The sequence below is a fragment of the Paenarthrobacter sp. A20 genome (genome assembly GCF_024168825.1).
Lineage (GTDB): Bacteria > Actinomycetota > Actinomycetes > Actinomycetales > Micrococcaceae > Arthrobacter.
The window spans coordinates 2,020,811-2,041,864 of sequence record NZ_JALJWH010000001.1 but is presented as its reverse complement, the minus strand read 5'-3'; the positions used below and the strand labels follow the sequence as shown (position 1 = coordinate 2,041,864).

General features: G+C 63.8%; 19 protein-coding genes and 2 riboswitches. Of the genes, 10 read left to right on the top strand and 9 right to left on the bottom strand.

From position 1 onward, the window contains the following. Positions 1–62: 62 nt before the first annotated feature. The 3 genes from J3D46_RS09740 to J3D46_RS09730 all read right to left on the bottom strand — a co-directional run bounded on the left by J3D46_RS09740 (position 63) and on the right by J3D46_RS09730 (position 3,075). On the bottom strand, positions 63–806 hold the full coding sequence (locus J3D46_RS09740) for a C40 family peptidase (protein WP_253466654.1): 744 nt from the start codon (positions 804–806) through the stop codon (positions 63–65). A 4-nt stretch (positions 807–810) separates the two neighbouring features. Further along, positions 811–992: riboswitch (cyclic di-AMP (ydaO/yuaA leader) on the bottom strand. Between the two features lie 125 nt (positions 993–1,117). Then, positions 1,118–1,948 (bottom strand): M23 family metallopeptidase, encoded by an 831-nt coding sequence (locus J3D46_RS09735; protein ID WP_253466651.1) that lies wholly within the window; start codon positions 1,946–1,948, stop codon positions 1,118–1,120. A gap of 4 nt (positions 1,949–1,952) precedes the next feature. Continuing rightward, a riboswitch (cyclic di-AMP (ydaO/yuaA leader) is annotated at positions 1,953–2,194 on the bottom strand. Positions 2,195–2,379: 185 nt separating this feature from the next. Beyond that, positions 2,380–3,075, bottom strand: a complete 696-nt coding sequence (locus J3D46_RS09730) for a metal-dependent transcriptional regulator (protein ID WP_231339606.1) — start codon at positions 3,073–3,075, stop codon at positions 2,380–2,382. A gap of 293 nt (positions 3,076–3,368) precedes the next feature. Between J3D46_RS09730 and serC the strand changes: the two genes are divergently transcribed. Beyond that, complete coding sequence (serC, locus tag J3D46_RS09725; RefSeq protein ID WP_231339607.1) at positions 3,369–4,499, top strand: phosphoserine transaminase; 1,131 nt, start codon at positions 3,369–3,371, stop codon at positions 4,497–4,499. A 177-nt stretch (positions 4,500–4,676) separates the two neighbouring features. Here serC and J3D46_RS09720 read toward each other — a convergent pair whose 3' ends face one another. Next, positions 4,677–5,291, bottom strand: coding sequence for a DUF3027 domain-containing protein (locus tag J3D46_RS09720; RefSeq protein WP_231339608.1), 615 nt, complete (start codon positions 5,289–5,291; stop codon positions 4,677–4,679). Between the two features lie 8 nt (positions 5,292–5,299). Continuing rightward, on the bottom strand, positions 5,300–5,683 hold the full coding sequence (locus tag J3D46_RS09715) for a cold-shock protein (RefSeq protein WP_011773749.1): 384 nt from the start codon (positions 5,681–5,683) through the stop codon (positions 5,300–5,302). 238 nt (positions 5,684–5,921) lie between these two features. On the opposite strand from J3D46_RS09715, the gene J3D46_RS09710 reads away from it, so the two are divergent. The 5 genes from J3D46_RS09710 (at position 5,922) to J3D46_RS09690 (ending at position 13,135) form a co-directional block, all read left to right on the top strand. After that, on the top strand, positions 5,922–6,137 hold the full coding sequence (locus tag J3D46_RS09710) for a hypothetical protein (RefSeq protein WP_231339609.1): 216 nt from the start codon (positions 5,922–5,924) through the stop codon (positions 6,135–6,137). Positions 6,138–6,190: 53 nt separating this feature from the next. Next, positions 6,191–8,653, top strand: coding sequence for a helicase-associated domain-containing protein (locus J3D46_RS09705; RefSeq protein ID WP_231339610.1), 2,463 nt, complete (start codon positions 6,191–6,193; stop codon positions 8,651–8,653). A 55-nt stretch (positions 8,654–8,708) separates the two neighbouring features. Then, a complete protein-coding gene (locus tag J3D46_RS09700; protein ID WP_231339611.1) occupies positions 8,709–10,367 on the top strand; it encodes a DNA repair helicase XPB in 1,659 nt (552 codons plus the stop codon). A gap of 200 nt (positions 10,368–10,567) precedes the next feature. Further along, a complete protein-coding gene (locus J3D46_RS09695; RefSeq protein WP_231339612.1) occupies positions 10,568–11,041 on the top strand; it encodes a hypothetical protein in 474 nt (157 codons plus the stop codon). 12 nt (positions 11,042–11,053) lie between these two features. Then, positions 11,054–13,135, top strand: coding sequence for a multicopper oxidase family protein (locus J3D46_RS09690; protein ID WP_231339613.1), 2,082 nt, complete (start codon positions 11,054–11,056; stop codon positions 13,133–13,135). Between the two features lie 22 nt (positions 13,136–13,157). Here the strand turns inward: J3D46_RS09690 and J3D46_RS09685 are convergent, their stop codons facing one another. Further along, positions 13,158–13,382 (bottom strand): hypothetical protein, encoded by a 225-nt coding sequence (locus J3D46_RS09685; protein ID WP_231339614.1) that lies wholly within the window; start codon positions 13,380–13,382, stop codon positions 13,158–13,160. A 69-nt stretch (positions 13,383–13,451) separates the two neighbouring features. Continuing rightward, positions 13,452–14,375 carry a LysR family transcriptional regulator ArgP gene (locus J3D46_RS09680; RefSeq protein ID WP_231339615.1) on the bottom strand — a complete coding sequence of 308 codons (924 nt, stop codon included), beginning with the start codon at positions 14,373–14,375 and terminating at the stop codon, positions 13,452–13,454. Between the two features lie 68 nt (positions 14,376–14,443). Here J3D46_RS09680 and J3D46_RS09675 point away from each other — a divergent pair, with 68 nt between their 5' ends. The 4 genes from J3D46_RS09675 to J3D46_RS09660 all read left to right on the top strand — a co-directional run bounded on the left by J3D46_RS09675 (position 14,444) and on the right by J3D46_RS09660 (position 17,822). Next, complete coding sequence (locus tag J3D46_RS09675; RefSeq protein WP_231339616.1) at positions 14,444–15,079, top strand: LysE/ArgO family amino acid transporter; 636 nt, start codon at positions 14,444–14,446, stop codon at positions 15,077–15,079. Between the two features lie 101 nt (positions 15,080–15,180). Next, positions 15,181–15,891, top strand: a complete 711-nt coding sequence (locus tag J3D46_RS09670) for a response regulator transcription factor (protein WP_026543233.1) — start codon at positions 15,181–15,183, stop codon at positions 15,889–15,891. 2 nt (positions 15,892–15,893) lie between these two features. After that, positions 15,894–17,360, top strand: coding sequence for a cell wall metabolism sensor histidine kinase WalK (locus tag J3D46_RS09665; protein WP_253466647.1), 1,467 nt, complete (start codon positions 15,894–15,896; stop codon positions 17,358–17,360). A gap of 171 nt (positions 17,361–17,531) precedes the next feature. Beyond that, positions 17,532–17,822, top strand: a complete 291-nt coding sequence (locus tag J3D46_RS09660) for a WXG100 family type VII secretion target (RefSeq protein WP_231339618.1) — start codon at positions 17,532–17,534, stop codon at positions 17,820–17,822. 133 nt (positions 17,823–17,955) lie between these two features. Here J3D46_RS09660 and J3D46_RS09655 read toward each other — a convergent pair whose 3' ends face one another. Beyond that, a complete protein-coding gene (locus J3D46_RS09655) occupies positions 17,956–19,023 on the bottom strand; it encodes an RNase H family protein (protein WP_231339619.1) in 1,068 nt (355 codons plus the stop codon). 137 nt (positions 19,024–19,160) lie between these two features. After that, on the bottom strand, positions 19,161–20,786 hold the full coding sequence (gene groL / locus J3D46_RS09650) for a chaperonin GroEL (protein WP_091465695.1): 1,626 nt from the start codon (positions 20,784–20,786) through the stop codon (positions 19,161–19,163). Positions 20,787–21,054: the final 268 nt, after the last annotated feature.

Genomic DNA, 21,054 nt, shown 5'->3' with positions numbered 1-21,054 from the left:
CGCGGCTAATCGGCGCGCCAGCACTTGGGGGGCATGCTGGCGAACCTCGAACCGGATTGTTTCTAGCGGAGGGTGAAGAAGGAGGACGTGCCGGTGGAGGCAGCTGAGTGCAGGAGCGTGCCCTGGCCCGGGTTCAAAGCGCTGATCATCATGCCGTTGCCAACGTAGATGCCTACGTGGGCTCCGCCGTTCTGCATGACCAGGTCACCGGGGGCCGGAGTGCTGGTGGGCTTCATGGCCGTCCAGGCGTTGACGCGCGGGATGCTGATGCCAGCCTGTGCGTAGACCCACTGGGTGAAGCCGGAGCAGTCCCATCCGTTGGGCGTTGTGCCGCCCCAAACGTACGGGTGGCCAATGCCGGTGTAGGCGATGGCAGCGAGGCCGGAGGCCGCGGCGCTGGAAGCAGCGTCCTTGGCTTCGGACGACTTGGCGGTGACAGCACCTGCTGCGTCCTGCGTGCCGTTTGCAGTGGCCCGCTGGGTGGTCTGCGAAGCGCGCTGGATCTTGGGGGCTTCCTTGGTGGCCACAACGGGGCTTTCAAAGGAAACGGTAGCTGTGGGCTCCGCGGTGACGACGGCGGTGGTAACCATCTGCTGGGTGCTGGAGGCTTCCGACTTGGAAACGTCGGTGTCAGCTGCCTGTGCCGGCAAGCCGACGCTGAGGACGAGGCCTGATGCTGCTGCCAGAACGACGGCCTGGCGGCCAACGGTACCGGCATTCGATGAAACAGCCTTGGAAAGCGTGTTCAAGGGGTTCGTACGAACCGATTCGGCGCGGTGGCGCGCAGGGGTAGTGCGTGATGACACGTAGGTAGCCTCTCCCAATGCCTGCGAGGTGAGCTGTCGGATTCGGATGGGAGTCATCCGGCCGCGCTGCTTCAAGGAAGCTTTGCGACTTAACCCCAAGGCCTTCTTTCGAAGACCAGAAGTGGTTCCCCCGCCCCTGCCAGACGATTTATGCGAACGGACCTCGAGTGGTGGCAGAGCTAGGCAATCCACTCAAGTGCACCGGCCCCCTAAAAAGCCGATGCGCTTTGTACGGTACAACAGTTGAACGCGAATGTCACATTCAGGTCACGGGGTGTGTCACGAATGCGAGAGACAACCATCAACTGGCCCTAGAGCCAGCCCATGGGGTCGACAACTTCACCATTGACCTGGACCTCAAAGTGGAGGTGGCAGCCGGTGGAAGCGCCTGTGGTGCCGCTCAGTGCGACCGTATCGCCGCGGCTGACCGTCTGGCCCACCTTGACGGTGAAGGATGACAGGTGGTTGTACGTGGTTTCGAGGCCATTCCCGTGGTCTACCACCACGCGGTTGCCTCCGCCGTACTCGTGCCATCCAGCAAAGGTGACCTTGCCGCTGGCTGCCGCATGTACGGCGGTGCCGCACTGAGCCACGAAGTCCTGGCCGCGGTGGAAGTCGCCGGCGCCGCCCGTGAGGGGGCTGACGCGGTAGCCAAACGGGGAAGCTGTGGTCAGCGTGTCCAAGGGGCTGGCCATGGTGCCCGCCGACGAGGCCCGCTGAATGCTGCCCGCGGACTGCGCACTGAGCAGTTGCTTCAGCTTTCCGTCGGGGTCGGCTGCAGTGGCAACGGCAGCGCGGCTGAAGTCGATCTTGGCGGATGCGGCTGCGGAAACCTCGGGCTGGCTGCCACCGGCGACGGCAAGGGCCGACTCGGTTTGGCCTGATTCCGAGGTGGCCATGACGGGGCTCGTGGCCGGCAGACCGACAGTCAGGGCGAGTCCGGTGGCGGCAAGCGCAACTCCGGCCTTCTGCCCGACGCCACTGGCTGCGGCAAAGTCGGCTACCTGGCGCAACGGGCTCTTACGGCGACGCACCTGGCGCTCGGTGTCGCGTGGCCGGATCTCCGATACGACGCGGGCTGGCCGCAGCTCAGCAGCGGGGCCGGACGCGCGGCGGCGGCCCCTGACGTTCTGCGTTGTCAAACTCTGTTCCTCTCTAAAAAGCCTGCGAAGTTAGCTGTCGGATTCGGGTCAGAGAGTTCAAAGACCCGGTCCGCACGAGGCGCTCACGGCACACAGGTATCCAAGGAAGGACTTGCGTCAGTGGGCACTTCTGCTGCGGACTTCACCCCAAGGCTGCTTCTTTAGACAGCCGCTTGTGGTTCCCCCGCCTCTGCCAGTGGTGGATGACACACCTGTTCCGCTGGCAGAGCTCGGCTCCGGAACAGGTAACGCTTTGGTATCAGCGCTAGTAGATAACTATAGGGGATTAAGCCCCGCAGTAATAAATTCGTTATCAACAGAAACGCACGTGGCGCGGCAGGCCCTTATCATCAATCCTGAAAAACCGCAGGTCACACGCGCGCCAAAGCCGCGAAAGTGAGATATGACACGGGTTGGGTACAGGCCAGCCCTCAGCTGACGGATACGAAGACGTGTGCCGCAACTTCCGGCGGAAGCTCCAGCGCGCCCTCGATGCCGGGAACCCGGACGGAGATGTACTCGCCGACGCGCGCCAGCGAGACTGTTGCGCCTGGACGGATTCCACCTTCGTCCAGCTGCGTGAGGAGTTCAGGTTCCACCTGGATGGGCTCCGCGAGGCGGGTTACCGCCACCCGGGAATCTGTGGCATAGCCGTCCATAGCCTGCAGGAGGTTGACGTCAATCCGGGACAAGGGCTGGCTCGCAAGGCCGCCAAGCGCTTCAAGTCCGGGGATGGGGTTGCCATACGGGGATTCGGTGGGGTGTTCCAGGAGCTCGTACAACCGGCGCTCCACCCGCTCGCTCATCACATGCTCCCACCGGCACGCTTCATCATGGACGTAGGCCCAGTCCAGGCCGATAACGTCCGCCAGGAGCCGCTCGGCAAGGCGGTGCTTGCGCATGACCTCTGTGGCACGCTTCCGTCCAACCTCGGTAAGTTCCAGGTGGCGGTCGTTGGACACAACCACCAGGCCGTCGCGCTCCATGCGTCCGATGGTCTGGGAAACCGTAGGTCCGGAGTGCCGCAGGCGCTCGGCGATGCGGGCCCGCAACGCCACGATGTTTTCTTCCTCAAGCTCCAAAATGGTCCGAAGATACATCTCAGTGGTATCGATCAGATCCGTCATCCAGCTCAGCTCTCCTCGAACGCAGTTCCTTGCGTAATCTCCACCGTACCGCGTCCCTTGCCGGTGCGGACGGTGTGCACCGCCGCCCCATGAACGCCAACCCCCAGCCTAGCTTATTTGGAATTACTCTGGATAATTCCGGTCGCATATGGTTCGTCCATATTCCACGTGGCGGACTATGACGGCCACAGGTTCCTGCCCCCGGGCCACGTCAGGCAGAATTGGGGTGTCGAAGGGGCAGTTGATGCCACCTGCCACGACCCATCTCTAGCCGATACCCATTGGAGCCACACGTGAGCGACAACAGCATCACCATTCCCGCCGATCTGCTGCCCAAGGACGGACGCTTCGGCGCAGGACCGTCCAAGGTCCGCCCGGAGCAGATCGAGGCCCTGTCTGCCGCGTCGTCCACCATCCTCGGCACGTCACACCGCCAGGCACCGGTGAAAAACCTGGTGGGGTCCGTCCGGGAAGGGCTCAGCCAGTTCTTCCGCGCACCCGAGGGCTATGAGGTTGTCCTCGGCGTTGGCGGCTCCACGGCATTCTGGGACGTCGCTGCCTTCGGACTGGTGGAGAAGAAGGCCCAGCACCTTTCCTTCGGCGAATTCGGATCGAAGTTTGCCGCCGCTACCAACAAGGCACCGTTCCTTGATGCATCGTCCATCATTAAATCCGAGCCCGGCACCCGCCCGGTGGCACAGGCCGAAACGGGCGTCGACGTCTATGCCTGGCCCCAGAACGAGACCTCCACGGGTGTAGCTGCTCCCGTAAAGCGCGTGCAGGGGGCCGACGAAGGCTCCCTCGTCCTGGTGGATGCCACCTCGGCTGCCGGCGGCCTCGACGTTGACGTTGCCGAGTCGGATGTCTACTACTTCGCCCCGCAGAAGAACTTCGCCTCCGATGGTGGACTGTGGCTGGGCCTCTTCTCCCCCGCCGCCCTGGAACGCGCCGCGCGGGTCAAGGCCAGCGGCCGCTGGATCCCGGACTTCCTGGACCTTCAGACGGCCATCGACAACTCCAAGCTGAACCAGACGTACAACACACCGTCGTTGTCCACCCTGGTGACGCTGGACGCCCAGGTGCAGTGGCTCAACAGCAACGGCGGCCTGGACTTCGCCAGCAAGCGCACTGCGGACTCGGCCAACCGCATCTACTCGTGGGCAGAGGCTTCGGACTACGCGACGCCGTTTGTCACCAACCCCGAAGACCGCTCCAATGTCATCGCCACGATCGACTTCGACGATTCCATTGATGCCGCAGCCATCGCCAAGGTCCTGCGCGCCAACGGCGTGGTGGACACCGAGCCTTACCGCAAGCTCGGCCGCAACCAGCTGCGCATTGCCACGTTCGTCGCCATCGAACCGGACGACGTTTCCGCACTGCTCGCCAGCATCGACTACGTAGTGGGCGAACTGAAGAAGTAGCAACACCGGCTGTGGTCGGCGTCGTTCGGTAAGTCCGGACGGCGCCGCCGCTGTTTAAGGCGCAGTTCGGTGTCCAAGGCGCAGTTCGGTGTCCAAGGCGCATCCAGTGGTTAAACAGCTGAAGGTGGACATCAGTGTCCACCTTCAGCTCCGTTCACCCCGGGATTACCGCAACGCTTATTCGGCACCGGTTTCGTCGTCGTCATCTTCACTGCCTGCGCCGGGTTCGTCGGAATCGGCGTCCGCGTCAGCCGGTTCCGTGGCCTCGTCTTCGTCCGCTTGAACGGACTCCTCCGTGACGTCCTCCACGGTTTCCTCCACCAAGGGCGTCTCATCCTCGGGACGGACACGCTTGGCCCATGGCACCCATTCAGGGGCCAGGATGGAATCCTCTGAGGGCAGCAGGCCCAGTTCGCTCACGGTCACGATCTTGGATCGTGAATTGCGGGTCACCACGGCATACCACTGCCAACCGCCATATCCGGCAAGCCTGGACTCAAACAGGTGGGTGACAACGCGGTCGCCCTCCGATTTGGCACCGAGGTGCGGCCCGACCTCACCGGGATTGGCAATGCCCTCCACGGCCTCGCGCGCAGTGTCGACGGCGGCAGCAAGGAACGCGTCCGGCTTCCCGGTGCGCCACACGGGCAAGCCGGCCCGTGACTTGTCCGCAACGGGCTTCCGCGCGGGGGCTTCCCCGTTGCCAGGAGCCTGGGCAGCGTCAGGACCGGCCGCAGGGCTTGCCTCGGCGTTCCTTCCGGCCTTTGTATCCTGTGCGGATTCCGATGTCATGGCCGGTCCTAGGCTTCCAGCTCGTCGGCAACCTTGCGCAGCGCCATGCTGATGGCTTTTGCCTTGTTGCCGTCAGGGTACTTGCCGGACGACAAAGAACCCGAGAGGTTGTCCAGTACCGTCACCAGGTCCTGCACCATTGGCGCGAGGTCCCGGGCGTTCATGCGCTTGGCCTTGGCGATGGACGGGGTCTTTTCCAGGACACGCAGCCCCAGCGCCTGCGCGCCGCGGCGGCCATCGGCCACGCCGAACTCCACGCGGGTTCCGGCCTTGAGCTCCGTTACGCCCGCGGGCAGGGACGTCTTGGGCAGGAATACTTCCTGGCCGTCTTCAGCCGCGAGGAATCCGAAGCCTTTTTCCTTGTCATACCACTTGACCTTGCCGGTAGGCACGTAATCAACCTTCTTCGTTCTTGCTTTTGGGAGACACGTCGGGCCAAACACCGCATCCGCAGGGTTCTGCGGGATCGAGGGTGACAGCCCGGTCCGTGTTGGTCTGTTCCTTCAAGGTTATCCTGCCTGGCCCGCTATTCCCGCTTTGCCGCGATCAGGGAGGACAGCAGCCGTACCCGAACAGCATCGAGGCAGCCGTAATGCATCCTGTTCCGGTGCTGCTGCTAGCGTTGGGGGCATGACTTCCCAGGGTTACCGCCGCCCCCTCATGATCATCGCCGCCGTGATCGCGGTAGCCTCCCTGGCCGCCGTCGGGGCCGTCATGGCGATCGCCTACAACGGTGGTGCGGCACCGGTTTGGGTCACCTACACAGCCCTTTATGGCTTGCCCGTGGCCTTCATGCTGGCGGTGGTCCTGGTATTGGACGCGGTTCGCCAGCGCCGCCGTCAGTAACCAGGTGAGCTGCCGGCAGGCACCAGCGGCCGCGGGGCGGTAACGTTGGATTGATGTCCCTTATACGCGCGCTCAGCAAGGAACTGGAAGCGCGCAGCGACAATTCGCTGCGGGCCTTGTTTGCTGCGCGACCGGACCTGATCTCCCCCATGGCGCCGGACTTTGCCGCCTTGGCTGCGAGGGCGAGTGCCCGTGTCAGTGTTCAGCGGGCCTTGGAACGCCTGAACAAGCCCGAAATGCAGGTCTTGGAGACACTGCACCTGTGTACCAACGCCGATACCGGGCACAGCATTTCCGCAGCAGGACTCAAGAAGGTCATTGCCGGCTCCACCCTGTCGGCGCTGGACCCCATCCTTGCCAAACTGCAGGAGCTGGCCCTCATCCACCGTGCCGATCCGCCGGCCGGTTCGCCTGCCACCTCGTCCCGCCAGCGCTTCTACCTTCCAGTAGGCAGCCTCAAGGACGTCATCGGAATCTATCCGGCAGGTTTGGGCAGGAGTTATACGGAACTGGTCCGTCTGCAGCCCGCCTTTGCCCAGCGCGTGGTGCAATTGGTGGCCGAACTCCAGCAAAGCGGCGCTGGCATCCACCCTGCCAGCACTCCCATGGATGCAGCCCTCGCGCTCCAGCGTTGGACCTCCACACCGGATAACCTGCGCGCGATCCTGGCGACGGCACCGGAGCGGACCGTGGGCCTGCTGGACAAGTTTGGCAGTTGGGCCATGGGCGCAGTACCCCAAGCACAGCGGCGGGCGTCCGTCACCCACGAAAGCCACGACGTCGGGCCCATCGACTGGCTGTTGGCCCGCGGCCTGCTTGTTCCCCTGGATGCCGGCCATGTTGAACTGCCCCACAGCGTGGGACTTGCCCTCCGTGGGGGTGCGATCGTGGATGACTTCACGCTCTCGCCGCCCGTTCCGGAGCTGGGCCACACCAGCGCTGCCTTGCGGCGGAACGCTGCGATGGGTGCCATTGCGGAGATCCTGCGACTGACCAGCGAGCTGCTGTTCGCTGTGCGGGAGCAGCCCCTGTCCACCCTCAGGAGCGGCGGTGTGGGCGTGCGCGAACTGCGGCGACTGGCCGAATCCGTCCGCATGGGCGTGCATGAAACAGCGGTCATCCTTGAACTGTGCGCAATGGCCGGGCTGCTGCGCCTGGACGTCGACAGCTCCACGTGGGTGCAGCCACCGTCGCTTGAATGGCTCAACCTTCCCCGGCAGGAGCAATGGCTCTGGCTGGTCAATGCCTGGCTGGCCAGCGAGCGTGCACCTTCACTGGTGGGACAACCACTCACGGGTCCGTCGTCGGCCGCGCATCAAGGAGCCGCCGGCACCACCATCAATGCGCTGTCCGCGGAAGCGCAGCGGCCTGACGCTCCTGTCGTCCGACGCCGGGTCCTTGAGATCCTGAACGAACTCACCGTAGAAGCCGCCGCACCGGACGGCAAAGCGCCCGTCCTGGATGCCAGGGCCGTCCTGCAACGGGCTGAATGGTCCCAGCCGCGAATGTCCCGCCGGTTCAGTTCCCTGGTCCGCGGCATCCTCGAGGAAGCCACGCTCCTTGGCTTGATGGGTTCCGGTGCCCTGACCCAATTGGGTTCGGCCATTGCCGAGGCCCAGCCCGAACACGCACTGACCATCCTCGGCGAGCATTTGCCGGCCGCGGTGAACCACATCCTCCTGCAGGCCGACCTGACAGCCGTCGCACCCGGATACCTTGCGCCGGAGCTGAGCGAGACGCTCCTGTTGATGGCCGACGCCGAGGGGCAGGGGCCGGCGTCGATCTACCGGTTTTCTGCCACCACCATCCGCAGGGCGCTCGACGCCGGACAGGATGCGGAATCGCTGTTGGCGTTCCTCCGGGAGCACTCGGCCACGGACGTGCCGCAACCACTGGCGTACCTCGTGCAGGACACGGCGTCGCGGCATGGACGCCTCCGGATCGGCACGAGCGCCAGCTTCATCCAAAGCGATGACGAAACGGCCATCACCGATCTCTTGAATGAGGCCCGTACGTCGGCTTTGAGCCTGGTGCGCATAGCTCCCACCGTCCTGACGTCGTCCGCGAGCCCCCGTGAAACGGCGCGCGTTCTGCGCGAGCTGGGACTTTCGCCCGCCGTGCAAGAGGCCGAGCCCGCCGTCGTGCGTTTCAAACGGACAACAGCGGTGCCCGGCAGCGCCCGCCCTGTGTACACGGCGCCACGGACGGCACCCCCGGACGACGACGTCGAGGCACAGTTGTCGGTCCTTCGCCAGCACCGCGGAGTGCGGTCCGAAGCGGCGGGCGAAGCGTCCACGCAGCTGGGCCTGGAGACCTTGCAAACGGCCATCCGGCTCAAACAGGCGGTCACCATGAACGTGGTGGACAGCCTGGGGAATGCCAACACGGAAACCGTTGTTCCTGTATCCGTATCCGGTGGACGAGTCAGGGTGTTCGATCCCGCCAAGGACACCGAACGGGTTTTGTCCATCCACCGGATCATCGATGTGGAGCCCGCAGGCGAACTGCGGTCATGAAAACCGCGCCGTTCCCAAGACCGCCGTTCCAAAAAAGCGCAGTGAGGATTCAACAGTGACCGACGGTCCGCTGATCGTACAAAGTGACAAGACCATCCTGCTGGAAGTCGACCACGAGCTCGCTACCGAGGCACGACACGCCATTGCGGCCTTCGCAGAGTTGGAACGCGCCCCCGAACACATGCACAGCTACCGGCTGACCCCGCTGGGACTCTGGAATGCCCGGGCTGCCGGGCTGGATGCGGAGCAGGTACTGGACACCTTGCTGAAGTACTCCCGCTTCCCGGTTCCGCATGCCTTGCTCATCGATATTGAAGAGACCATGTCCCGCTACGGCCGTCTGCGGCTGGAGAAAGACCCTCAACACGGGCTGGTGATGCGTACCGATGACTACCCCGTGCTGGAGGAAGTCATCCGTGCCAAGAAGATCGCTCCCCTGCTGGGTCCGCGGATCGATGGCGAAACCGTGGTGGTGCACTCCTCGCAGCGCGGCCAGCTGAAGCAGCTGCTCCTCAAATTGGGCTGGCCGGCGGAGGACCTGGCCGGCTACGTGGACGGGCAACCACACCTCATCATGCTGGACGAAAGCGGCTGGCAGCTGCGTCCTTACCAGAAGCTGGCCACGGAGAACTTCTGGGCCGGTGGCAGCGGCGTCGTTGTACTCCCCTGTGGTGCCGGCAAGACGCTGGTAGGTGCGGCAGCGATGGCGACATCCTCCACCACCACGCTGATCCTGGTCACCAACACCGTCTCTGCACGGCAATGGAAGGACGAGCTCCTCAAGCGCACTTCCCTGACCGAGGACGAGATCGGTGAATACTCCGGAGCAGTCAAGGAAGTCCGCCCCGTGACCATCGCTACTTACCAGGTCCTCACCACAAAGCGTGGAGGCCTGTATCCCCACTTGGAACTCGTGGACGGCCACGATTGGGGACTCATCATCTACGACGAAGTCCACCTGCTGCCCGCCCCGATCTTCCGCATGACCGCCGACCTGCAAGCCCGGCGTCGCCTTGGCCTCACGGCAACCCTGGTCAGGGAGGACGGACGCGAAGGCGAGGTCTTCAGCCTGATCGGGCCCAAACGGTACGACGCACCGTGGAAGGACATCGAGGCCCAGGGCTACATCGCACCCGCCGACTGCGTGGAAGTCCGTGTGGACCTGCCCCGGGACGAACGCGTTGCCTATGCCATGGCCGACGACGCGGACAAGTACCGGCTCTGCGCTACCTCGGAAACAAAGACCAAGCTGGTGGAAGAGCTCGTTGCGGTCCACAAGGGTGAACAGTTACTGGTGATCGGCCAGTACATCGATCAGCTGGACGAGATCGCCGAGCGCTTGGATGCTCCCCTGATCAAAGGCGAAACCACCGTCAAAGCCCGCCAGAGGCTCTTCGATGCTTTCCGCAAGGGTGAGATCCACACGCTGGTGGTCTCCAAGGTGGCCAACTTCTCCATCGACCTTCCGGAAGCATCTGTAGCCATCCAGGTATCCGGCTCCTTCGGCTCACGCCAGGAAGAGGCCCAGCGGCTGGGACGGCTCCTGCGTCCGAAGCAGGACGGCCGTGCCGCCCGCTTCTACTCCCTGGTGGCCCGTGACACCCTTGACCAGGATTTCGCAGCCAAACGCCAACGCTTCCTGGCCGAACAGGGCTACGCCTACCGGATCATGGATGCCAAGGACGTGGGCAAGGACGTGGGGCACGAACAGTAAAGCCGGCTGGGAAGCAATAAACCCTTGCTATTCATCTCCAGCGAATTTACGATTCCAAGTGAAGCTCTCCGCCCTTAATGGTTGCCCTTGGTCCAGGCATCCTGGCGGCCAGCCGTCGGCGGTGGGGGAAGCCCGCAGCCAGGGAGCCGGCGGTTTGAAGGCCTAGAAGAATCTGCGAATTTCCACCAGAGGATTCCCCCATGCGCAAAGCCCTCCTGGTCCTCTCCGCGATCGTCCTGCTGTCAGCACTCGCGCAGTTGTTCTTCGCGGGATATTTCCACTTCCAAAACACCATCGAAGCCCAGCGTGAAGCGGGCGTCTTCCACGCGGCGAACGGACAGTACGTCCTCCGCTATTCAGCGCTTCTGGCCGCCATCGTCGCTGCCATTGCCCGGGTTGGATCCCGGACAATCTGGCTGGCGGCAGGCATTTTCCTGCTGACGTGGCTCCAATTGTTCATCTTCATCATCGGCGGCATGCTGACTGGTTCCTCACCGGAATTCATCACACCGGCAGGCTCATGGGTTGTCTCGATCCACCCCATCGTCGGCGTATTGATGATTTTCATGTCCTACTGGCTCTTTAACCGCGCCAGGGCGGCAGCCCTCAACCCGCAGCCGCTGCCTCCCAAGGCCGCGTCCTCGGATGCTTCCACCTCGCCCACAACGGCCTGACTGCCGGCAGCTGTGAGCACCTCGCAGCTGCTCGCGGTGGACCTTGTGCTTGCCGTCCTCGCGGCCGGCGCATGGATCACCGCGGTCTGGTTGGCCGTCGCCTCAACGACGTCCAGTGCCGACCGCAATCCAGCCACGACCCGGGTAACCGGCCTGGCGCTGCTGTTGGTATGTGCCGCCGTCGTGCTGACGGCGGCGCGTTACGCCCTGCTTCCAGCTTTGGTGGCCGGCAGTTGGTGGTTTGCCAGCGAACGCACAACCATCAACCTGCCTCTGACCGCCATCCCCGCGGCTTGGGCCGCGATGGCCGGTGTTCCGTTCTTGCTGAGGAGACGGAACACCGGCTTCAAACCTGGCAGGCCGGGAGATTCGGCACGGTCCAGGGAGTGGGCAATACTGGCCATGGTCGCAGCCGCGGCGTCGGCCGTAGCGTCGCTGGCATTGACGTTCATCCTGGGCCCGTTCCCGGCTCCGTGGAGCATCGCGGTGCTCCTGTCCATGGTGGTGTTGGCGGTGCTCTTGGCCAAACTGGCGCTGTTCACGCCCGGACGCGCTGCCCGGACAGGACGCGGTGCTGTCCCGTCAGGAAGGCGTCCGACGGCGGTTGCCGCAGTCGCCGGACTCATGGCGTGTACCGCTTTGGGCTCCGGAGTCTTTGCCTGGCTTGGGAGCCGGTCCGCCGACGGCGCGGTGATCGCGGCCGCCGTCGGACATCACGACGGCGGCGAGGCCGCTGCTGTTGCGGACCCGACACCGGTAACCAGCCTGCTGGGTGAATCCCCTGCCGATGCCGTGGTCCGGCACTACGAACTGACGGCCCGGGTGGAACAGGTGACGTTGCCGTCCGGCCAGGGCACCGAGGCTTGGACGTTTGGCAGCCTTCCCGGCCCAGCCTTGGAAGCCCAGCTGGGTGAGGTGATGGAGGTGGTACTCAAGAACCGCGATGTGGCGGCCGGTGTCACCCTGCACTGGCACGGGTACGACGTCCCCAATGCCATGGACGGAGTGGCCGGAGCAACCCAGGACGCCGTGATGCCCGGGCAGTCCATGACTTATCGCTTTACTGCAGCACAGTCGGGTACCTACTGGTACCACACCCACCAGGATTCGGCCGAGGGGGTCCGCAAGGGCCTCTACGGCACATTCGTCGTGCACGACCCAACGTTGCCCCGTGCTGAAACGGACATCGTAGTGGCCGGTCACGACCTCAGCGGTCTGGGGTTGCTGGGCTCCTCAGACCGCAGCAGTGTGTACCCGGCCCCGCCAGGTACAAGCGTGAGGATGCGCCTCATCAATACCGATTCCCTGCCGCAGCGCTACCTTGTGGAGGGCACGACCTTCAAGGCGGTGGCGATGGACGGAACCGAGGTGAATCAGCCCGAAGACGTGTCCGGCAAGGTGGTACGCCTCGGGGCCGGTGGACGGGTGGACATCTCTTTCACCATGCCGGACAAGGCCGTGGCCCTACGCTCAGATGCTGCTTCCAGCGCCGTTGTGGTGGTTGCTCCATCGGGTGCCCCCGGGGCCGGCGCGGCGGCGGCTCCGGTAGACGTCCCTGGGAAAGCTCCGCCGGGAGTCTTCAACACCACCCCTGCGCTGGACCTGCTGGAATATGGCAAACCGTTGGTCGGGACAAGGGCTGGTTCAGACGGCGCTGCCATCACCCGCGAAGAGATAATTGTCCTGGACCGGCAATTCCGATTTGTTAATGGCATTCCGCGCTACGCCTTTACAGTCAACGGTGCCGCTTATCCGTTGGTGCCATCCATGGACGTAGCGCTCGGGGACACCGTGAAAGTGACGGTGGTGAACCGCACCGCCGACCCGCATCCGATGCATCCCCACGGCCACCATGTCCAGGTGCTCAGCAGGAACGGCGTTGCGCCCAGTGGCTCGCCGCTCGTCCTGGACACCGTGGATGTCCTGCCAGGGGAAGTGTGGGAGTTGCTGCTCCACGCTGACAACCCCGGAATCTGGATGGACCACTGCCACAATCTGGATCATGCTGCCGAAGGAATGATGATGCTGCTGAAGTACCAGGGTGTGTCATCGCCGTTCGTCCACGGGGGCCATTCGCACAACCGGCCCGAGTAGCGTGGCCGGATGTGCTTGGTGCCTAGGCAACCATCCGGCTGGTGTGCTGGACCTTGACGTGGTCCACCACGGCCCAGCAATCCTCGTCGCGGAGCTGGGCACTGGCGAAGCGCTCGGCCGCCGCGAGGTCGTGGAAGTCCTCACGCCGGACCCGGCCCGTTTCGCTGTCCAGGTAGGTCACGTGAAACTCGATGTCTTCGGAGAGCTGACGGTGGTGGATGCTCACTGGTGCTGCTGTGTTTGCCATGATTTAAGTGTGGAACGGGGCACTGACATTATTGGAAGCATCCTTGGGCGTGTTCGGATTTAGCCGCTTTCAGGGTTTGGTGAGGTACCGGCCGGACACCTCACGCACCGTATCGCTCAGTACGTCCAGCACCCTGGAAGCTGTCTTCCATCGCTGCCAGTAAAGCGGCACATCGAAGGGCCTCTCCGGGGCCAGCTCAACCAGCCTGCCGTCGGCTATGTCCGGTCCGCACTGGACTTCAGGGATCAAGCCCCACCCCAGGCCAAGCCGGATCGCGTCGCCGAAATCATGCGAGGCCGGCACGTAGTGCCGAGGCCCCCGCCGCTCAGGCACAGGATCTCCCGAGGCGTCGGGCCACGAGCGCACGAAGGCCCACTGGTAGGTATCCTTGCGGTCGAAATCCACTGTGGGCGCAGTGTTGAGTGCGGCCCGGTCCAAACCGTCCGGAAAATCCGGGAACCACCTCTCCAGGTAGCCCGGCGCTGCCACTGCGCGGTATCGCATGACGCCCAGGCTTTCCACGCGACACCCTTGCACGGGCTCGGGGGTTGCCGTCACGGCAGCCATCACAGTCCCGGACCGCAGCAACGACGTGGAGTGCTGCTCGTCGTCCCGGTGGAGGTCGAAAGTGACGTTGAGATCACCGGGCACGTGGGCAAGCGCCTGGAGGAACCACACAGCCAGCGAGTCCGCGTTGACCACGATCGGAACGGCACGTTGCGCACCGTCAGTGCCCAGCCCGAGCTCCCGGCCTGCGTCGGCCTCCAGTTGGGCTACCTGGCGGGCCAGCCGGAGAACCACTTCGCCTGCTTCGGTGGCCTGCGCAGGGTTGCTGCGTTGCAGCAGCACCCGACCCGCTGATTGTTCCAGCGACTTCAACCGCTGCGACACCGCAGAGGGGGTGATGTGAAGCAGGCGCGCTGCCGAATCCAGCGTCCCCTCGGAGAGGACTGTGGCGAAGGTCAGCAATTGCTCGGAGGGAAACTGTGGCATAAGGAGATCTTACGTGGCATCAGAATCATTAGCTGGCCTAAAGTTTGCTTCGACCGTAGTTTCAAAGAGTGACCTACACCGACTTCTTCCACTCCGCAGGCCTCGGCCTGGCCACAGGCCTGGCCCTCATCGTCGCCATTGGCGCACAGAACGCGTTCGTGCTGCGACAAGGCATCCGTGGCGAGCACATCCTTCCCGTCGTGGCCGTCTGCGCATTGTCCGACGCCGTGCTGATCGCTGCCGGTGTCCTCGGCACCGGCGCCCTGATTACGGCAGCCCCTGCCGCCGTCGTCGTACTCCGCTACATTGGCGCCACATTCCTGGTGACGTACGGATTGCTGGCCGCCCGGCGGGCACTGCGTCCGCAGTCGCTGACTGCCAGCGAGGGAGCAGCCGACGACGGCGGTGCGAAACGCGGCCTAGCAGCGGCCGTCACCACCGTCCTTGCACTGACCTGGCTCAACCCGCACGTCTACCTGGATATCGCCCTTCTGGGTTCGATCGCCAGCGCCCAGGGCACTCAGCTGCAGTGGTGGTTTGGGGCCGGCGCGATGCTGGGCAGCATCCTGTGGTTTTGCTCGCTGGGCTTTGGTGCCCGGTTTCTCCGTGGCTTCTTCGCCCGGCCGTTGTCGTGGCGGTTCCTGGACGGCGGCATCGCCGTGACCATGGTGGCGCTGGGGGCTGGCCTCGCATTGGGTGCCTGAGCTGCGGCTCCGGGCAAGGTCGGACGACGCAACCCTGCCACGCAGTGCGCTCACATGCAGCGTCCAGAGAACTCCCAGTTTCTGGGAGCATCATGGATGTCATGAAAAAGAACGGCCCCGAAGCCAAGCTCCTTGTCGTCGATGACGAACCCAACATCCGCGAGCTGCTCTCCACGTCCCTGCGTTTTGCAGGTTTCGAGGTCGTTGCCGCGTCCAATGGTCGCGAAGCCCTCGCAGCAGCGGACCTCCATGCCCCCGACCTCGCCGTCCTGGACGTCATGCTCCCTGACATGGACGGCTTCACGGTGACGCGCCGCCTCCGTGCCGCGGGCAAGCACTTCCCCGTCTTGTTCCTCACGGCGAAGGATGACACCGAGGACAAAGTCACCGGCCTGACCGTCGGCGGCGACGACTATGTCACCAAACCCTTCAGCCTCGACGAAGTCGTGGCACGAATCCGGGCCGTCCTCCGCCGGACCCAGCCGCTGGAAGATGACGACGCCGTGATCCGCGTCGACGATCTTGAACTCGACGACGACGCCCACGAGGTCCGCCGCGGCGGAACCGTGATCGAGCTGTCCCCCACCGAATTCAAGCTCCTGCGCTACCTCATGCTGAACCCCAACCGGGTACTTTCCAAGGCCCAGATCCTGGACCACGTCTGGGAATACGACTTCAACGGTGACGCCTCGATCGTTGAGTCCTATATTTCCTACCTGCGCCGCAAAGTGGACATCGATCCCGATGCCGCTGCCCTGATCCAGACCAAGCGCGGCGTGGGCTACGTGCTGCGAACGGCAGAGAAGCGCTGACCTTGCTGCAACGCTGGAAATCGGCGTCCCTGCGGTCGCAGCTCGTCGCCATCATCATGGGCCTGCTCCTGCTGGCCCTGGCGGCGACGGGATCGGGCACGTTGACGCTCGTCAAGAGCTACCTGCAGGGCCAGGTGGACGACAAACTCAAAACAGCGGTCGCCCTGGCCCAACAGCAGGGTGGTTTCAACAATCTGTCCCGTCCGAACCCCACGGCGCCCAACGACTCCGCCGTGCCCACGGACTACTCGCTCACGCTGTATGTTCCCGGATTTGATCCTTACCAATTGGGCGGCAGCCAGACTGACCGTCCCGCGATTGCCGATATCAGCCTTGCTGAGGCGAAACAGCGCGGCAATACCCCGTTCCAGGTCAGGGGCACAGGCGGGACCGACTGGCGCGTAGTTGCCGTAGGGGTGGTGACCAATGATGGACAAAACGGCGTGGTCATCATCGGACTGCCGCTGACGCCAGTGGACAAGGTCATGGAACATGCCGTCCTGGTGGTGGTAGGCGTTGGCCTCTTGACCCTGGTGCTTGCCTTCTTCATCGCCACTTGGACCGTGGCCCGATCCTTCCGGCCCCTGGCCAAGGTGGAAAAGACGGCCGCGGCCATCGCAGCCGGTGACCTTTCCCGGCGTGTGGAAATCGACAATCCGCACACCGAAGTCGGACGGCTCGGCGGCTCCCTGAACGCCATGCTCGCGCACATTGAGGCCTCATTTGCGGCCCGCGCTGCTTCCGAGGGGCGGATGCGCCGCTTCGCAGCAGATGCTTCCCATGAACTGCGTACGCCCTTGGTGACCATCCGCGGCTTCTCTGAGCTCTACAGGCACGGCGCCCTGACCTCGCAGGAGGATGTGGCGATGGCGATGGGCAGGATCGAAAGCGAAGCCAAGCGCATGGGCTCCATGGTGGAGGACCTGTTGATGCTGGCCCGTCTGGACGAGCAGCGACCACTTCAGCTCAAGCCGGTGGACCTGCAACTCCTGGCCCACGATGCCATGGTGGACACCAAGGCCTCCTCCGGAGACCGGAGCATCACGCTTGCAGGGCTCGACGGCGACTCCCCTTCCGCGGCTCCCGTCCACGGCGACGAAGCCAAGCTTCGGCAGGTTATCGGCAACCTGGTGGGCAATGCCCTCAGGTACACGCCGGAAGGTAGCCCGATTGAACTCGCTGTGGGTGTCCGGACCACCCCCGCCGGCTCAGTGTCGGTCGTGGAGATCCGCGATCACGGGCCCGGAATTCCGGAGACGGAAACCAACAAGATCTTCGAACGGTTCTACCGCGCGGATACTTCGCGGACCCGGGAAACCGGTGGCAGCGGACTCGGCCTTGCCATTGTTGCGGCGATTGTGGGCTCGCACAGCGGTACCGTGCGGGTTACGGAGACCGACGGCGGCGGCGCCACGTTGGTGGTCAGCCTTCCGTTCCGTGAGGAGCCGGCGGAGCTGGTTTCCCAGTAGCTCTGCCACCGGCCGACACTGCTGCCCTACGGGCAGTATTTCCACATAGCGGTGTTGTCCACATAGCGGCGAAGCTGTGTTTCGCGGTTGCTGTGCCCTGCCTAGGCTCGATGTTGTGGCCCACGCATCCCGCCGCAGCCTGCGGAACATCTTCGTCGAAAGGCAATACCCATGAGCGTCATCTCCGTCGATACCGAGTTGCTTCAGCTCAAATCGGCCAATGTCAAAGGAACCGTTGACCGCATCAGTTCCGATGTGTTGGCCATGACCCGTGGCTTGGAGGAACTCCAGACCACGTGGCGGGGGTCCGCAGCCACCAACTTTCAGTCCCTCGTCGTGGAATGGTCCCTCACTCAGAGCAAGGTCGAAGCCTCGCTCGCATCCATCACCATGGCACTGTCTTCAGCCGCCACAAGCTATTCGGAAGTGGAACAGGGCAACACCCAACGCTTCACATACTAGGCTTCCCGCCCATTGAGCTCCTGCGGGGCCGGTTGTCTTCCCCCTGTGCATCCCGGCCCTGCAGGTCATTCATCCAGAGTCCTTGGTTCTCCGCAGTCCTTAGTTCTCCACAGTGCTTAGTTCTCCACAGTCCCTAGTTCTCCACAGTCCCCTGGTGGAAGCGGAGCCGCCATTGACCGCGGTCCAGCATCCAGACAGAACTGCGAAGGGCGGACCCCGTATGGGCGAGGCTGCGGTAGTTCAGCAGGATGGTATTTTCGCTCAGGCGGTCGGCGCTGAGAAGTTCGAGCTCCGTGGGTTCACCCGGGTCCTCTTCCAGCGCCATCATCATGGCGTCCCGGGTCCAAAAACGGCCCGAGCTGCCTATCTCCGCGAAATCCGGGTGGAGCAGCACGCCAATCCGGCCGATGTCAGCCCGAACGTCGGGCCGGAGCAATTCCCGTTCCAAGGCGAGAACAGTGTCTTCAGCGGAGAGCTCCTGGGCCGAAGCTCCTTCGAGTTCACTGAAAAGGTCGGGCTGGCCAAAGATTCCGGACTCCCCAAAGAGGGTCGGCTCGAAATGGGGCCGGGGGCTGCGTTCAAACTTGGGGGAAGCTTTCGCTGCGGTGCCCGTAGAGGAGGCAGCCGCACCCGCGGGAACGGGCTCTGACGCACGGGGCTGAGTCCCTGCCTGAGTTGCTGTCTGCGTCTTGGCCTGCGCGGGGGTCTCTACTTGCCCGTGGCCCTGCCCCAGCGCGCCAGGGAACCCGGGCCCGGCCCGGTGCGCCACACCCTGCTGGTAGGCCGTGGCTACGGCGCGTGCACGCTCATCAGCGGCCTCGTTGAGGTCATGCCCGGCGTGCCCTTTGACCCATTCGAACGTGTATTTGCGGCCAACGATCGCCTGATCGATGTCTTTGAGCAGGTCCACGTTCAACACGGGTTTGCCGTCGGCCTTGCGCCAGCCTTTGCGCTTCCATCCCGGCATCCACTTGGTGACGCAGTTGATGACGTACTGGCTGTCGCAAAGAATCAGCAGTTCTTCCTCCGGCACGTGCGCCGTGGACCGGAACAGGTCCAGGACGGCCATGAGTTCACCCTGGTTGTTGGTGCCGTGCGGCCAGCCTCCTGCGCGCCAACAGGAGTCATCAACGTACCAGGCCCAACCGGCCGGCCCAGGATTGCCGAGGGCGGACCCGTCAGCGGCAGCAATAATCGTCATGCGTTAATCCTGCCAGACCCCACCGACACTGAAACCGTGATAGGCAGCAAAAACGGCGGCCCCCACCAAAAGGTGAGGACCGCCGTCGTTTGCTCTAAAGCGTGATGCTGGGCGCTGTATCGCTACAGCAAGGAGGCTTAGAAGCCGCCCATGCCGCCCATGTCGTCGCCGCCGGCAGCCGGAGCGTTCTTCTCAGGCTTGTCGGCAACTACGGCCTCGGTGGTCAGGAAGAGACCAGCGATGGAAGCAGCGTTCTGGAGAGCCGAGCGGGTGACCTTTACGGGGTCGTTGACGCCGGCAGCCAGAAGGTCTTCGTAGACGCCCGTGGCAGCGTTCAGGCCGTGGCCGGAAGGCAGGCCGCGAACCTTGTCCACCACAACGCCCGGCTCGAGGCCGGCGTTGAAGGCGATCTGCTTCAGCGGAGCGTCGATGGCAACCTTGACGATGTTGGCGCCGGTTGCTTCGTCGCCCTGCAGGTTCAGGTTGGCGAATGCCTTGGCACCAGCCTGGATGAGGGCAACGCCACCACCGGCGACGATGCCTTCTTCAACAGCAGCCTTGGCGTTGCGGACTGCGTCCTCAATGCGGTGCTTGCGTTCCTTGAGCTCAACTTCGGTTGCGGCACCGGCCTTGATGACTGCAACGCCGCCGGCCAGCTTGGCCAGGCGTTCCTGCAGCTTCTCGCGGTCGTAGTCGGAGTCGGAGTTTTCGATCTCGGCGCGGATCTGGGCCACACGGCCTGCGATCTGCTCGGCGTCGCCGGCACCTTCAACGATGGTGGTCTCGTCCTTGGTGACAACAACCTTGCGGGCGGTGCCGAGGAGTTCAAGGCCAGCGTTCTCGAGCTTGAGGCCAACTTCTTCGGAGATGACCTGGCCACCGGTGAGGATGGCGATGTCGGCGAGCTGGGCCTTGCGGCGGTCACCGAAGCCCGGAGCCTTGACGGCAACGGACTTGAAGGTGCCACGGATCTTGTTGACGATCAGGGTGGCCAGGGCCTCGCCCTCGATGTCTTCGGCGATGATCAGCAGCGGCTTGTTCGACTGCATGACCTTCTCCAGAACCGTGACGAGTTCCTTCACGTTGGAGATCTTGGAGTTGACGATCAGGATGTACGGGTCTTCGAGGACCGTTTCCTGGCGCTCTGCGTCGGTGACGAAGTAAGCGGAGATGTAGCCCTTGTCGAAGCGCATACCCTCGGTGAGCTCGAGCTCCAGGCCGAAGGTGTTGGACTCCTCGACCGTGATAACGCCTTCCTTGCCCACCTTGTCCAGGGCTTCGGCGATCAGGCTGCCGATTTCCGGGTCACCGGCGGAGATGGAAGCCGTGGCTGCGATCTCTTCCTTGGTTTCGATTTCCTTGGCGGAGGCCAGCAGTTCGCTGATGACTGCCTCAACGGCCTTCTCGATGCCGCGCTTGAGGGACAGCGGGTCGGCGCCGGCAGCTACGTTGCGGAGGCCTTCCTTCACCAGTGCCTGGGCGAGGACAGTTGCAGTGGTAGTACCGTCGCCAGCGACGTCATCCGTCTTCTTGGCAACTTCCTTGACCAGTTCTGCACCGATCTTCTCGTAAGGGTCGTCCAGCTCGATCTCCTTGGCGATGGAAACACCATCGTTGGTGATCGTGGGGGCGCCCCACTTCTTTTCGAGGACGACGTTGCGTCCACGCGGGCCGAGGGTGACCTTGACGGCGTCTGCGAGGATGTTCAGGCCCCGCTCGAGGCCGCGGCGTGCCTCTTCATCAAATGCAATGATCTTGGCCATAACGGCGGTAGTCCTTTCGGGACAGTCGTTAAGAAGGTACCTGTCAGATGGGGTGCCCGCGACGGACGGTTCTTCGCTTGCGGCCTATGTATGCCCCGCGCTCCGAACCTCACCCCACCAAGGTGTTTCTTGATCCTCCAGTGGTCCATGCGCCGTCCACCACCGGGGTTACCCGGGCCGGACTTAGCAGTCGAACCATAGGAGTGCTAAATCAATAATTAGCACTCGACCGGGGAGAGTGCAAGCAGGGACGCCACTTTGCTCTACA

Bases quoted from the DNA above. Each gene is read 5' to 3' on its own strand.
- J3D46_RS09730 (WP_231339606.1), bottom strand. From the start codon at position 3,075: ATGACGGATCTGATCGATACCACTGAGATGTATCTTCGGACCATTTTG.
- J3D46_RS09720 (WP_231339608.1), bottom strand. From the start codon at position 5,291: ATGACATCGGAATCCGCACAGGATACAAAGGCCGGAAGGAACGCCGAG.
- J3D46_RS09710 (WP_231339609.1), top strand. From the start codon at position 5,922: ATGACTTCCCAGGGTTACCGCCGCCCCCTCATGATCATCGCCGCCGTG.
- J3D46_RS09705 (WP_231339610.1), top strand. From the start codon at position 6,191: ATGTCCCTTATACGCGCGCTCAGCAAGGAACTGGAAGCGCGCAGCGAC.
- J3D46_RS09695 (WP_231339612.1), top strand. From the start codon at position 10,568: ATGCGCAAAGCCCTCCTGGTCCTCTCCGCGATCGTCCTGCTGTCAGCA.
- J3D46_RS09685 (WP_231339614.1), bottom strand. From the start codon at position 13,382: ATGGCAAACACAGCAGCACCAGTGAGCATCCACCACCGTCAGCTCTCC.
- J3D46_RS09680 (WP_231339615.1), bottom strand. From the start codon at position 14,375: ATGCCACAGTTTCCCTCCGAGCAATTGCTGACCTTCGCCACAGTCCTC.
- J3D46_RS09670 (WP_026543233.1), top strand. From the start codon at position 15,181: ATGAAAAAGAACGGCCCCGAAGCCAAGCTCCTTGTCGTCGATGACGAA.
- J3D46_RS09660 (WP_231339618.1), top strand. From the start codon at position 17,532: ATGAGCGTCATCTCCGTCGATACCGAGTTGCTTCAGCTCAAATCGGCC.
- J3D46_RS09655 (WP_231339619.1), bottom strand. From the start codon at position 19,023: ATGACGATTATTGCTGCCGCTGACGGGTCCGCCCTCGGCAATCCTGGG.
- groL (WP_091465695.1), bottom strand. From the start codon at position 20,786: ATGGCCAAGATCATTGCATTTGATGAAGAGGCACGCCGCGGCCTCGAG.